Annotated in this window: 13 protein-coding genes and 1 pseudogene; 8 read left to right on the top strand and 6 right to left on the bottom strand. The window is 72.4% G+C overall.

Annotation, left to right across the window (positions count from 1 at the left end):
* Positions 1-24: 24 nt before the first annotated feature.
* Complete coding sequence (locus tag D7223_RS20515; protein ID WP_120730032.1) at positions 25-795, top strand: isoprenyl transferase; 771 nt, start codon at positions 25-27, stop codon at positions 793-795.
* A 29-nt stretch (positions 796-824) separates the two neighbouring features.
* On the opposite strand, the gene otsB is transcribed toward D7223_RS20515, so the two are convergent.
* The 3 genes from otsB to D7223_RS20500 form a co-directional block, all read right to left on the bottom strand.
* Positions 825-1,649 (bottom strand): trehalose-phosphatase, encoded by an 825-nt coding sequence (otsB, locus tag D7223_RS20510; RefSeq protein WP_120730193.1) that lies wholly within the window; start codon positions 1,647-1,649, stop codon positions 825-827.
* A gap of 93 nt (positions 1,650-1,742) precedes the next feature.
* Entirely contained in the window at positions 1,743-2,096 is a 354-nt protein-coding gene (locus tag D7223_RS20505; protein WP_120730031.1) for a hypothetical protein, read from the bottom strand.
* A 160-nt stretch (positions 2,097-2,256) separates the two neighbouring features.
* Positions 2,257-2,697 carry a helix-turn-helix domain-containing protein gene (locus D7223_RS20500; protein WP_120730030.1) on the bottom strand — a complete coding sequence of 147 codons (441 nt, stop codon included), beginning with the start codon at positions 2,695-2,697 and terminating at the stop codon, positions 2,257-2,259.
* A 264-nt stretch (positions 2,698-2,961) separates the two neighbouring features.
* Here D7223_RS20500 and D7223_RS20495 point away from each other — a divergent pair, with 264 nt between their 5' ends.
* From D7223_RS20495 to D7223_RS20470, 6 genes are all read left to right on the top strand, one after another.
* Positions 2,962-3,318 carry a hypothetical protein gene (locus tag D7223_RS20495; RefSeq protein ID WP_120730029.1) on the top strand — a complete coding sequence of 119 codons (357 nt, stop codon included), beginning with the start codon at positions 2,962-2,964 and terminating at the stop codon, positions 3,316-3,318.
* Between the two features lie 31 nt (positions 3,319-3,349).
* Entirely contained in the window at positions 3,350-3,700 is a 351-nt protein-coding gene (locus D7223_RS20490) for a hypothetical protein (protein ID WP_120730028.1), read from the top strand.
* Between the two features lie 374 nt (positions 3,701-4,074).
* Positions 4,075-5,490, top strand: coding sequence for a PhoH family protein (locus tag D7223_RS20485; protein WP_120730027.1), 1,416 nt, complete (start codon positions 4,075-4,077; stop codon positions 5,488-5,490).
* A gap of 281 nt (positions 5,491-5,771) precedes the next feature.
* Positions 5,772-6,485, top strand: coding sequence for an aggregation-promoting factor C-terminal-like domain-containing protein (locus tag D7223_RS20480; protein WP_120730026.1), 714 nt, complete (start codon positions 5,772-5,774; stop codon positions 6,483-6,485).
* Positions 6,486-6,597: 112 nt separating this feature from the next.
* The gene (locus tag D7223_RS20475) at positions 6,598-7,248 is read left to right on the top strand and encodes a rhomboid family intramembrane serine protease (protein WP_120730025.1); all 651 of its coding nucleotides are present in this window, start codon (positions 6,598-6,600) and stop codon (positions 7,246-7,248) included.
* Positions 7,249-7,363: 115 nt separating this feature from the next.
* Positions 7,364-8,332 (top strand): NAD(P)/FAD-dependent oxidoreductase, encoded by a 969-nt coding sequence (locus D7223_RS20470; RefSeq protein ID WP_120730024.1) that lies wholly within the window; start codon positions 7,364-7,366, stop codon positions 8,330-8,332.
* A 21-nt stretch (positions 8,333-8,353) separates the two neighbouring features.
* Here the strand turns inward: D7223_RS20470 and D7223_RS20465 are convergent, their stop codons facing one another.
* Entirely contained in the window at positions 8,354-9,043 is a 690-nt protein-coding gene (locus D7223_RS20465; RefSeq protein WP_120730023.1) for a TetR/AcrR family transcriptional regulator, read from the bottom strand.
* Positions 9,044-9,178: 135 nt separating this feature from the next.
* Between D7223_RS20465 and D7223_RS20460 the strand changes: the two are divergent.
* A pseudogene (locus D7223_RS20460) lies at positions 9,179-10,122 on the top strand (NAD-dependent epimerase/dehydratase family protein).
* 27 nt (positions 10,123-10,149) lie between these two features.
* On the opposite strand, the gene D7223_RS20455 reads toward D7223_RS20460, so the two are convergent.
* Positions 10,150-11,133 carry a DMT family transporter gene (locus D7223_RS20455; protein ID WP_120730022.1) on the bottom strand — a complete coding sequence of 328 codons (984 nt, stop codon included), beginning with the start codon at positions 11,131-11,133 and terminating at the stop codon, positions 10,150-10,152.
* The gene (gene glpX / locus D7223_RS20450) at positions 11,130-12,164 is read right to left on the bottom strand and encodes a class II fructose-bisphosphatase (RefSeq protein WP_120730021.1); all 1,035 of its coding nucleotides are present in this window, start codon (positions 12,162-12,164) and stop codon (positions 11,130-11,132) included. The genes D7223_RS20455 and glpX overlap by 4 nt, the downstream gene beginning before the upstream one ends.
* Positions 12,165-12,184 lie beyond the last annotated feature (20 nt).

Raw genomic sequence — 12,184 nt, 5'->3', positions numbered from 1 at the left:
CGCCGGTCGCTACGCTGCTAGGTGATGACTCTGCGGGACCTTGTCTATTCGGTGTACGAGCGTCGGCTCACGGCGAAACTCGCCGGCAAGCCGGTGCCTCGACACGTCGGCGTGATGTGTGACGGCAACCGCCGGTGGGCCAAGGAGATGGGCTTCGTCGACCCCAACGACGGGCACCGGGTCGGCGCGGAGCGGATCAAGGAGCTGCTGCGCTGGTGCGACGCCGCCGGCGTGGGTCATGTGACGCTCTGGCTGCTCTCCACCGACAATCTCTCCCGGCCGGCGGCCGAGCTCGACCCGCTGCTCCAGATCATCGAGGATCTCACCACGGAGCTGGCCGAGGAGGGCAACCCCTGGCGGCTGCGGATGGTGGGCGCGCTCGACGTCCTGCCCGCGCAGCACGCGGCGGCGCTGAAGGCGGCGGAGGAGCGCACCCGGGACCGCAGCGGTGGCGCCCAGGTCAACATCGCGGTCGGCTACGGCGGTCGGCGGGAGATCGCCGATGCGGTGCGCTCGCTGCTGCACGAGCACGCCCGCGCCGGCACCACCCTGGAGGAACTGGCCGAGGTGCTGGAGGTGGACCACATCTCCGAGCACCTCTACACGCGGGGTCTGCCGGATCCGGACCTGATCATCCGGACCAGCGGCGAGCAGCGCCTCTCCGGGTTCATGCTCTGGCAGTCCGCGCACTCCGAGTTCTATTTCTGCGAACTCAACTGGCCGGACTTCCGGCACATCGACTTCCTCCGGGCGCTGCGCGCGTACGCCAACCGGCACCGGCGTTTCGGCAGCTGAGCCACCCGCCGGCGCGCCAGCGCCCGGCACTACCGCAGGTGCGCCAGCGCCGTGGTGAGGAAGTCGCCCAGGGCGGCGGGGGAGTCGATGGTCAGGTCGGCGGCGTCGGCGACCTCCTGGCCGGTCTCCGGGTTGGCGACCGCGACGCAGACGCCGAAGAAGCGTGGATCGGCGGCGGCCCGGGCGCGCAGCGCGGCGAACGCCTTGATGTCGGAGACGTCGTCACCGAAGTACCAGGCGGCATCGGCGTCCCGGATCACCTCGTCGATGACCATGCCCTTGTCCCGGTCGACGGGCGGCTTCAGCTCCAGCACCATCCGGCCGGCCTGGACCCGCAGCCCGAGCCGCTCGGCCTGGGCCCGACCCCAGGTCTCCACGGTGGCACCGAGCTGGGGGGCGGTGCGCCAGTGCAGGGCGACGGAGAGCCGTTTGAACTCGACGAGCGTGCCGGCGGGCAACTCGGCCCGGGCCAGGTCGGCCAGTTCCGCCATCGTCGGCACCCAGGGCAGCGCCGCCGGCTCGGTGACCGTGGCACCGCCGGAGTGGCTGTGCTCCAGGCCGTAGAGGCCGTACAGGTCGACGCCGTGGAGCCCGCCGAGATGGTCGCGGAGGAACTCCACCGGCCGCGCGGAGACGATCGCCACCCGGCGGACCACCGGGGCGAGCGCCTCGATCGCGTCCAGCACCTTCGGCGCGGGCTGCACCGCGGTCGGGTCGTCGTCGACCGGCGCGAGCGTGCCGTCGAAGTCGAAGAAGAGCACGGTCCCCGCCGCGTGGGCGGCGGTCGTACGCCAGGCGTGGTCGGCGTTCAACGGGGTCCCCGGCTGTTGGTTGCGCAGATTCAACGGCGGCACGGGCGACAGCGTACCCCGGCTCGGGCGGCCCATTCCCGGCCGCGAGGACCCGTCCGGCCGGGGGTTGCGGTCGGTGTCGCGGCCCGGTACAAGTCAGCGTTCGGCGGCTCCACGTCCGCGTCGACCGAACGGCACCACGGCGGCTTCCTGGCCCTGACTGAGCAGGTACCCCTCCACGAAGCCGCTGTTCCGGTCGCCGCTGTGCGTCTCGATCTCGTTGAGTCGCGCCACCATGAACTCGGTGAGCGCGCTGACCCGGTCGTTGAGCCGGTCGTGCAGGTCGGCGACCACGGCCAGGACGACCGCGGTGCCGGCGGTGGTGAGCGCGAACAGGTTGACCAGCAGGGGTAGCTCCCCGCCGTCGACCGCCAGCGTCACCGTGTTCCCGGTCGCGCACAGTGTCAGTGACACGGCGGCGACCACCACTGCCAACCACTTCAGGGTCATGGACAGACCCCTCCTTCTGTCCCGCAGGGCTGGGTTCGGCCTTGTCCCGTCCCCCCGCCGACGACGAGCCCAAGCAGTACAAACGGACGCTAGCGCGCCGCTTCCGGCCCGGGAGCGAAACGAATGAGTCTGACCTGGTGTTCTTTCGCCATCTGAGGAACTAGCTGGCTTCTTTCCCTCGTTTTCGGCCATCGACCGGCAGTGTCGGGCGGTATGCGAGGTATCGGATGGTTTCCCGGATGTGGAACTTCTCCGCGTCCGACACCCGGGGGTCGACCAGCCGGCGCAGCAGCGCCTCCACGTCCGGGTCCATCGGCGGGGGTGCCGGCGCGGTGCGCGGCGAGGTGGCCCGGTCCCAGCCCAGGGCGGCGAAGGCGCTCGCCGGGTTGAGGCCCAGGCCCTCGCAGAAGGCCACCACGCGTTCGGCCTCGGGATCGCTGGCCCAGTCGCCGCGGACCCACCGGTTGATCGTCTGCCGGGACACGCCGGTGCGGCGGGAGACCTCGGTGCCGCTCCAGGCCCGGGTCGCCCGTGCCTCGTCGAGCGCCCGGCGGACGAAACTGGCAAAGGCGATCTTCCGTGCGTTGGCGGTCTCGGTCACCCCGCGACGGTACGGCCAGGAGTCGGGGGGTGGCCCCGATGGCACGCGGGTGTCACGTGAACGAGACGTGTTTCGCCGTGCGCCGGTAAACGATCCGGCGCCCTTCCTGAGGGGTGTCACCTGGGCAGAATAGATGGCCGTAGGTGCGAGGGTAAACGGACGAAAAGCTGATACTGTCACGTTCATGGGACAATCTACGGTGTGTCACGTGCAGGAGACGATCAGTGCTCGTATGTGTCACGCTCCCGGTGCGAAGGAGGTGCGGTGACCGAGCTCGCCACCCGTGCCCAGGCCTTCGGCCTGATCGCGGAGGGGGTCGCCGCCGGATTGAGCGCGCCGTGGCGCCTCTACCTCGCCCGCGGTTGCCGTTACCTCTCCCTCAGCGTCGGTGACCGTGCCGAGTGGAACGCCTGGCGTACCCACCTGGGCTGCCCGGAACTCAGCGTCCGGGTCTACGACGCCGGCGGCGAGATCCGCCGCTCCTCGGTCGCCGAGGTGGTCCTGGACGGCTGCCGGATCAGCGTCGAACTGGTCGAGGAGGTCAGCACGGAGGACCTCGACCGGCTGCTGGTGATCGACCAGGTGACCGATCCCACCGCGGTCGAGCCGGAGGAACGATGACGCGGCGCGTCCGGCGGACCGGAGCCGACGGATGAGCCCCTTCCTCGCGCTCTTCCTCGTGCTCGTGCTCGGTGCCGCGAGCTACGCGGCGGGCCGCCTGCACGGGCAGCTCAGCTACCGCATCGGCTACCGGTTCGGCTACCGGCAGGGCTACTTCGACGGCGACCGGGGCGCCTGGAACCGCCGCCGCCGCGACGCCCAGGCGGCCATCGCGTCCGCCCTGGCCGGGCCACCGGTGGTGGACGCGACCGCGCAGCCGGTCCGGGCGACCGGCACGGTGGCGCGCGCCGGCACCACGTACACCGGATCGTCCTTCACCACGCCGGCCGCTCCGGTCGCGGCCCGGCACCCGGCCGGCACCCTGGTCCGCCGGACCGGTTGAGCCCGGCCGGCGGGTGGCCCGAAACCCCGCCGGCCGTACCCAGGGCGCGGTGCGCCGTCCGCGGCGGACGCGCACCGTCGGGGCCACGTCAGACCGGTGACGGTGGTCCCCACCGGCCGGGATGCGCGCAGGGGGCATGCATCCCGGCCGGTTCCGCCGTACGTTCACCCGTCGGTCTCCGGAGATCCACGATCGCCTCTAGCCTGCGGACGCGGACGCCGCTAGCGTCTAGGCATGGCACGGGGTTGTCCCGGGCCAGCCGGCCAGCCCGGTTCTGCGACCTCGCGCACGGGGCCCGCATCCGACCCCGTGTCCACCGGGCACCGGACGAGGCGGAACGCGGGTGGCGGGTGCCCATCCGTCGGAGCAGGCCTGTGACGACTCGCCGTACCTCTGCCGGTGCCGACCAGAACCCGGCCGCGACTGCCACGACCCGCCGGACCGCCCGCAGCCGCCGTGCTGCGAACGCCGCGCCGGTCGAGACCCAGGAGCCCCGACCATCGGGCCAGGCGTTCGTCCTGGACACCTCGGTCCTGCTCTCCGATCCGGCGGCGTTCCACCGGTTCGCCGAGCACGAGGTGGTGCTGCCGCTGGTGGTCATCACCGAACTGGAGGGCAAGCGCCACCACCCCGAGCTGGGCTGGTTCGCCCGGCAGTCCCTGCGCCTGCTGGACGACCTGCGCGTCCGGCACGGTCGGCTGGACACTCCGGTGCCCGCCAACGACCACGGCGGCACCCTGCGGGTGGAGCTGAACCACACCGACGACGGGGTGCTGCCGCCGGGCTTCCGCACCGAGTCCAACGACGCGCGGATCCTCTCCGTGGCGCTGAACCTCGCCGCCGAGGGACGCCAGGTCACCCTGGTCAGCAAGGACATGCCGCTGCGGGTGAAGGCGGCGTCGGTCGGCCTGCACGCCGACGAGTACCGGCACGGCCAGGCCAGCGACCCGACCTGGACCGGCATGTCCGAGCTGGAGCTGGGTGAGGAGCAGATCGGGCAGCTCTACGCCGGCGAGACGCTGGACGTGGACGCCGCGGCGGGGCTGCCGTGCCACACCGGCCTGGTCCTGCACAGCACCCGGGGGTCGGCGCTGGGCCGGGTGCTGCCGGACAAGACCGTACGGCTGGTGCGCGGCGACCGCGAGGCGTTCGGCCTGCACGGGCGCTCGGCCGAACAGCGGGTCGCGTTGGACCTGCTGCTGGACGACTCGGTGGGCATCGTCTCGCTGGGCGGCCGGGCCGGCACCGGCAAGTCCGCCCTGGCGCTCTGCGCCGGTCTGGAGGCGGTGATGGAACGCCGCCGGCACAAGAAGGTCGTGGTGTTCCGCCCGTTGTACGCCGTCGGCGGCCAGGAGCTGGGTTACCTGCCGGGTTCGGAGTCGGAGAAGATGTCGCCCTGGGCGCAGGCCGTCTTCGACACCCTCGGCGCGGTGGTGCACGAGAACGTGCTCGACGAGGTGACCTCGCGCGGCCTGCTGGAGGTGTTGCCGCTCACCCACATCCGGGGGCGCAGCCTGCACGACGCGTTCGTGATCGTGGACGAGGCGCAGTCGCTGGAGCGGGGCGTGCTGTTGACGGTGCTCTCCCGCATCGGCCAGGGCTCGCGGGTGGTGCTCACGCACGACGTGGCGCAGCGGGACAACCTGCGGGTCGGTCGGCACGACGGGGTGACCGCGGTGATCGAGGCGTTGAAGGGGCATCCGCTCTTCGCGCACGTCACCCTCACCCGTTCGGAGCGTTCCCCGATCGCCGCCGTCGTGACGGATCTTTTGGAGGACAACTCACTTTGATGACCGTTTAACGACCATTTATGCGGGTAATTTGTGTGGCACAGATCACAAAGCGGTCGGTTGGTTTCCCATCGGCCTCACTGTGCGCGATCGTGTCCCACGAGCGTCCACGCGCCTGGACGGATCGTCGGTGATCGTTCGTCCCCCGACGGACGGCATCGGCGGACACCGGTGCGTCGGCTGCGACCGGCAGGGTCGGGGCGCTCGCGACGCGGGCCCCCGGCCCCACCAGGGGCACGGCTCCCGCGTCGTGCCCATGCCCCCGACGAAGGGATCACTTCGTGAGTCGGCTGTGGAGCCGGTTGGGTGCCCGCACGGCCGCTGTCGCGCTGCTCTCCGTGGGCGTTGCCGGCGGTTTCTATCTGGGCGACGACCGCGAGAGCCCGCAGGACCCGGCCGCACGTGTCGGTGTCGCGTCCGAGCAGGCCGTCGAAGGCGACCCACCGGGCGACGGTCAGGCCCCGGTCGGCGTGCACTCCGTCCAGCAGCGGGCCGCCGAGTACCACGCGAAGCTGCGGACCGCCGCGGTGGCCGAGGCGACCGCCGAGCGCGCCCGCCGGGCCGAGGCCGCCGCCGCGTCGCGGAAGAAGGCCGAGCAGGCCGCCGCCTCGGCGGCCAGGGCCGCTGAGGCCGCCGAGAAGAAGGTCGCCAGCAAGCCGTACGACGGGCCGATCCCGTCCTCGTGTGCCGAGTACAGCGGCAACCGGAAGATCGGCTGCGCGATCATGATCGACAAGGGCTTCCCGATCTCCGAGTTCCCCTGTCTGGAGAAGCTCTGGACGAAGGAGAGCGGCTGGAACCCGAAGGCGCACAACTCCTCGTCCGGGGCGCACGGCATCCCGCAGGCGTTGCCGGGCAGCAAGATGGCCTCGGTCGGCGACGACTGGGAGACCAACCCGAGCACCCAGATCATCTGGGGCCTCGGTTACATCAAGGGCCGCTACGGCACCCCCTGCAAGGCGTGGGCACAGTCGCAGGCGCAGGGCTGGTACTAGGACGCCGACGGCGGCGGGGTGTGTGGACGGTCACACGCCCCGCCGCCGTCGTACGCCTGCCGGCGGGCCGCCCGGGTGGCGGCGGTGGCCGGTACCTGATAGCTCTTGACGGGTGACCCTGCTCCCCGGAAGCGGCGACCCGAACCGGTTCGGCACCGAGGCGTTCTACGCCTCCCTCGGCCGGGCCTTCGTGGCGATGTGCGCGGTGGTGCCCTTCCTCTTCCTCATCGAGGCCGTCGACCAGGGGCTTGCCTTCGGGCTGGACGCCTCGGCGGGGATCATCCCGAAACGCATCGAGGGGCTCGACGGGGTCTTCTTCTCGCCGTTCCTGCACCACGGCTTCGACCACCTCTACAGCAACAGCATCCCGCTGATCCTGCTCGGCACGTTCGTGCTCGCCGCCGGTGCCCGGCGGTTCCTCTGGTCGACCCTGCTCATCGTCCTGGTCAGTGGCCTCGGCGTCTGGTTCACCGGCTCGTCGAACTCGATCGTGGTGGGGGCCAGCGGCGTCATCTTCGGCTACCTTGGCATCCTGCTCACCCGGGGCATCGTCGAGCGGAGCTGGTGGAACTTCGCGGTCTTCCTGCTGGTCGGCCTGCTCTACGGGTGGCAACTCGTCAGCATCCTGCCCACCGACGACCGGATCTCCTGGCAGGGTCACCTGTTCGGGTTGCTCGGCGGGATCGTCGCCGCCATCCTCTTCCGCCGCCGGCGGGACCTGGACGGGCCCTACCGCCCGGAGTCGACGCTCTCCCTGCCCTGACGTCGCCACCGGACCCGCCGCCACGCGTGGGACGTGCTTGCCCGGCCGGGCGACCCGCCCTACCGTCGGAAGATCAGCGCACGTTGATCCGTGAGCGGGAAGTGACGGTGGGCGCATGGGCGAGGTCGATGTCGCGGTGGTCGGAGCCGGGCCGGCCGGGCTCTTCGCGGCCTACTACGCCGGTTTCCGTGGGCTCTCCGTCGCGGTGGTCGACGCGCTGCCCGAACCCGGCGGCCAGATCACCGCGATGTACCCGGAGAAGCTGATCCACGACGTCGCCGGCTTCCCGGCGGTCAAGGGCCGGGACCTGGTGGCCAACCTGGTCGCCCAGGCCGCACCGTACGACCCCCGCTACCTGCTGGGTGCCCGCGCGGAGAAGCTCTCGTACGCCGACGGCCGGCCGGTGCTCGGCCTGGCCGGCGGCGAGCAGCTCACCTGCGGCGCGGTGATCGTCACCGGTGGGCTGGGCAGCTTCACGCCCCGGCCGCTCCCGGTCGCCGACCAGTTCGCCGGGGGCGGGATCATCTACTTCGTGCCGCAGCCGACCGACCTGGCCGGTCGGGACGTGCTGATCGTCGGTGGCGGGGACTCCGCCTTCGACTGGGCGTGCGCGTTGCAGCCGCTGGCCCGCTCGGTGACGCTGGTGCACCGGCGGGAGCGGTTCCGGGCGCACGCGGCCACCGTCGCCCGGGTGCTGGCGACACCGGTGCGGGTGGTGGTCAACGCCGAGGTGACCCGGCTGCACGGCGACGGGGTGGTCACCGGCGCCGAGATCACCGTACGCGGCGGCGCGGCCGAGCTGCTGCCGGTCGACACGGTGGTCGCCGCGCTCGGATTCACCGCGGACCTCGGCCCGTTGGCCGAGTGGGGGCTCCGGCTGGACCGCCGGCACATCCTGGTGGACAGCGCGATGGCCACCAACCTGCCCCGGGTGTTCGCCGCCGGGGACATCACCGAGTACCCGGGCAAGGTCCGCCTCATCGCCACCGGCTTCGGCGAGGCGGCCACCGCGGTGAACAACGCGGCGGTGGCCATCGACCCGTCGGCGCACCTCTTCCCAGGCCACTCCTCCGACGGCACCTGAGACCCGATGCTGCCGGCCCGGTCAGGCGGGTAGGCCCATCAGGTCGGCCATCAGCCCGATCTGGTGCTCGAAGTACGCGTCGCGGTGTGGCACCGCGCGGTTGAGCCGCCCGAACAGGTCGAAGCTGATCAGCCCGAAGAGCTGTGTCCAGCCGGCCATCCCCCGGGCGAGCAGCGCCTCGGGCAGGCCGGGAAAGAAGGCCGCGACCAGCTCGCCCAGATCGGCGCGGACCGGCTCGGGCAGCACTTCTGCCGGCGGGTCGATCCGACCGGCGGCGAGCCCGTCCCGCAGGATGCCGACCAGGGTGAGCGGCGGGCGTTGGGCCGGTTCGACCGTCTCGTCCGGTGCCGCGTACCCGGGCACCGGGCTGCCGTAGAGCAGCGCGTACTCCGCCGGATGGGCCAGCGCCCAGTCCCGGGCCGCCCGGCAGGCCGCGTGCCAGCGTCCGCGCAGGTCGAGCCGGTCGGGCCCGGCGACCGCCGCGGCCACGGCGTCACCCAGCGCCTGGTACGCCTCGAGGATGAGCGCGGTGAGCAGCTCGTCCCGGCTGGGGAAGTAGCGGTAGATCGCCGAGGAGACCATGCCCATGTCGCGGGCGACCGCGCGCAGGGAGAGGTTGGCGCCGTCGGTGGCCAGGTGCCGCCGGGCCACCGCCTTGATCTCGTCGATCATCTCGGCGCGGACCCGGGCGCGGATCGAGGAAGCCGGCATGGGTTCACCCTGCCACGAACTAGAGCGGATGACAAAAGCGAGAGCAGTGCTCTTGACGGGAGGGGCGTTGGGGGTCATGCTTGTTGCGAGAGCGCCGCTCTTGTTTGTTACTACCGATCCAAAAGGGGATCCCTGATGTCATTCCACGTCGTCGTCGGCGCCGGTCCGGTCGGCACCACCACCGCCCGGCACCTCACCGCGACCGGGGCGCAGGTCCGGGTCGTCACCCGCAGCGGCACCGGACCGGACCTCCCCGGCGTCGAACGGGTTGCCGCCGACGCCGCGGACGCCGACCGGCTCACCGCGCTCACCGAGGGCGCCGCGGCCCTATACAACTGCGCCAACCCGGCGTACCACCGGTGGTCGACCGACTGGCCGCCGCTGGCGAACGCGCTGCTCACCGCCGCCGAGCGGACCGGCGCGGTGCTGGCCACCGTGGGCAACCTCTACGGCTACGGACCGGTCGACCGGCCGATGACCGAGGCCACCCCGCTCGCCGCCACCGGCGTCAAGGGGCGGGTCCGCAACCAGATGTGGGCCGACGCGCTCGACGCCCACCGGGACGGCCGGGCCCGGATCACCGAGGTACGCGGCTCCGACTACCTGGGCGCCAGCGGCACGTCGCTGCCGATGATGCTGCTGCCGGGGGTGCTCGCCGGCCGCCGGGTGGTGCTTCCGGTCGACTTCGACGCGCCGCACACCTGGACGTACATCGACGACGTCGCCCGTACCCTCGTCGTGGCCGCCGCCGACGAACGGGCCTGGGGACGGGCCTGGCACGTGCCCAGCGCGCCCCCGGTGTCCGTCCGGGAGCTGGCGACCCGGGCGGCGGCCCTGGCCGGTGCCCCCGCGCCCAGGCTGACCCGCCTGCCCTACCCGGGGCTGTGGCTGGGCGGCCTGGTCAACCCGTTCGCGCGCGAGTTGCGCGAGACCGCACACCAGTTCGCCCGGCCGTTCGTGATGGACTCCCGCGCCGCCACCGAGCTGCTCGGCGTGCCCCCACCCCGCTGGACGACGCCCTCTCCGCCACCGTCGCCGCCCTCACCGGTGCGGCGGTGCTTCCCGGGGCGCGACGTTAGGAAGGGCCCCTTCCTATACACCAGGCGTTAGGAAGGGGCCCCTCCATACCGGCGGGAGCCGGAGTTGGCGACGAGGACGGCGACCAGGGTCAGGGCCGCGCCGGCCAGGGTGGCCGGGCCGGGGTGCGAGGCCGCGGTGGGCAGCACCAGATCCAGCAGCACCGCGCCGATGATCTGCCCGGCGATGGTGGCCAGACCGAGCAGCAGCACCCCGGTGAAGCGGACGATGGCGGCGGCCAGGGCGATGAAGACGATGCCGATCGGGCCGCCCAGGTAGAGCCACGGCTCGCTCGGGAAACCGCCGGCCGGCCGGCCGCGGACCGCCACCTCCACCGCGAACGTGGCCAGCAGGGCGACCGTGCCGACCGAGAAGTTGACCAGGGTGGCGGTGAGGGCGCTGCCGGCGGCACCCCGTACCCGCCCGTTCACCGCCTGCTGCCAGGCGATGCCCACGCCGGCCAGCAGCGGCAGCAGCGCCAGGACCAACGCGCCCGGATCGCCCAGCCGGTCGCCCACCGCGAGCAGCACCGCCAGCACGGTCAGCACCGCGCCGACCAGCCGGGCCGGGGTGACCGGCTGCCGTCCGGTCGGGCCCACCCCGGCCCGGTCGACGAGCAGGCTGCTGCCGGACTGGCCGGCGACGACGGCCACCGTGAAGACGGCCACCCCGAGGGTGCCCACGGTCAGGCCCTGGGTGGCCACCAGGAACGCCCCGCACACGCCGCCCAGGCACTGCCACGGCCGCAGCGACCCGTCCCGGAGGGCGGCCCGCAGGGCGACCAGCCCGCGCCGGCCACCGGGGGTGGCCGGCACCAGCACCAGCAGCACCAGCAGACCGATGCCGAACGAGACCACCGCGGCGGCGATCCCGTCGTCCAGACGTACGCCCAGCTCGCCGTTGATCCGGGACTGCACGGCCACCGCGACCCCCGAGGCGACCGCCAGCCCGACGCCGGTGGCTCGCCGCGCGGTCGACAGCGTGTCCGGCGCCGCCGTCCCGGTGGTGGTCACTCCTGCTCGGCCAGCGGCCGGCCGTCGAAGTCGACCGCCGAGTAGAGGGCGAGCTTCTCCAGCCGGTGGTACGAGTCGATCACCCGGATGGTGCCGCTCTTGGAGCGCATCACGATCGACTGGGTGTACGCCCCACCGGCCCGGTAGCGCACGCCGCGCAGCAGGTCGCCGGAGGTGACCCCGGTGGCCACGAAGAAGCAGTTGTCGCCGGTGACCAGGTCGTCGGTGGAGAGCACCCGGTCCAGGTCGTGGCCGGCGCCGAGCGCCTTCTCCCGCTCCTCGTCGTCGCGCGGCCAGAGCTTGGCCTGCATCGCCCCGCCCATGCACTTGAGCGCGCAGGCGGAGATGATGCCCTCCGGCGTACCGCCGATACCCATCAGCACGTCGACGTCGGACTCGCCCCGGGCCGCGGCGATCGAACCGGCGATGTCGCCGTCGGAGATGAACCGGATCCCCGCCCCGGTACGCCGGATCCGCTGGACCAGCTCGTCGTGCCGGGAACGGTCCAGGACGCACACCGTCACCTCGGAGACGTCGGTGCCCTTGACCTTGGCGATCCGACGGATGTTCTCCGCCGGGCCGGCGTTGATGTCGATCACGTCGGCGTAGACCGGGCCGACCGCCAGCTTCTCCATGTAGAAGACGGCACTCGGGTCGAACATCGCGCCCCGCTCGGAGACGGCGAGCACCGCGAGGGCGTTCGGCATCCCCTTGCTCATCAGGGTGGTGCCGTCGACCGGATCGACGGCGACGTCCACCTCCGGGCCGGTGCCGTCGCCGACCTGCTCGCCGTTGAAGAGCATCGGGGCGTTGTCCTTCTCGCCCTCACCGATCACCACGGTGCCACGCATCTGGATCGAGTTGATCAACTTGCGCATGGCGTCGACGGCGGCCCCGTCGCCGCCCTCCTTGTCGCCCCGGCCGACCCAACGACCGGCGGCCATGGCCGCGGCCTCGGTGACCCGGACGAGGTCGAGGGCAAGGTTGCGGTCGAGATCCTGTGGGATCCGCGTCCTGGTGTTCGTCGTCATGACGGCTCCTCCTCGCGGCG

It is taken from the genome of Micromonospora endolithica, assembly GCF_003626595.1.
In the GTDB taxonomy this organism is placed as follows: Bacteria; Actinomycetota; Actinomycetes; order Mycobacteriales; family Micromonosporaceae; genus Micromonospora; species Micromonospora endolithica.
This window is presented reverse-complemented; position numbering and strand designations above follow the sequence as displayed.

Excerpts from the sequence above, each read along its gene's own strand:
- D7223_RS20515 (WP_120730032.1), top strand. The coding sequence starts at position 25 with ATGACTCTGCGGGACCTTGTCTATTCGGTGTACGAGCGTCGGCTCACG.
- D7223_RS20505 (WP_120730031.1), bottom strand. The coding sequence starts at position 2,096 with ATGACCCTGAAGTGGTTGGCAGTGGTGGTCGCCGCCGTGTCACTGACA.
- D7223_RS20490 (WP_120730028.1), top strand. The coding sequence starts at position 3,350 with ATGAGCCCCTTCCTCGCGCTCTTCCTCGTGCTCGTGCTCGGTGCCGCG.
- D7223_RS20470 (WP_120730024.1), top strand. The coding sequence starts at position 7,364 with ATGGGCGAGGTCGATGTCGCGGTGGTCGGAGCCGGGCCGGCCGGGCTC.
- D7223_RS20465 (WP_120730023.1), bottom strand. The coding sequence starts at position 9,043 with ATGCCGGCTTCCTCGATCCGCGCCCGGGTCCGCGCCGAGATGATCGAC.
- glpX (WP_120730021.1), bottom strand. The coding sequence starts at position 12,164 with ATGACGACGAACACCAGGACGCGGATCCCACAGGATCTCGACCGCAAC.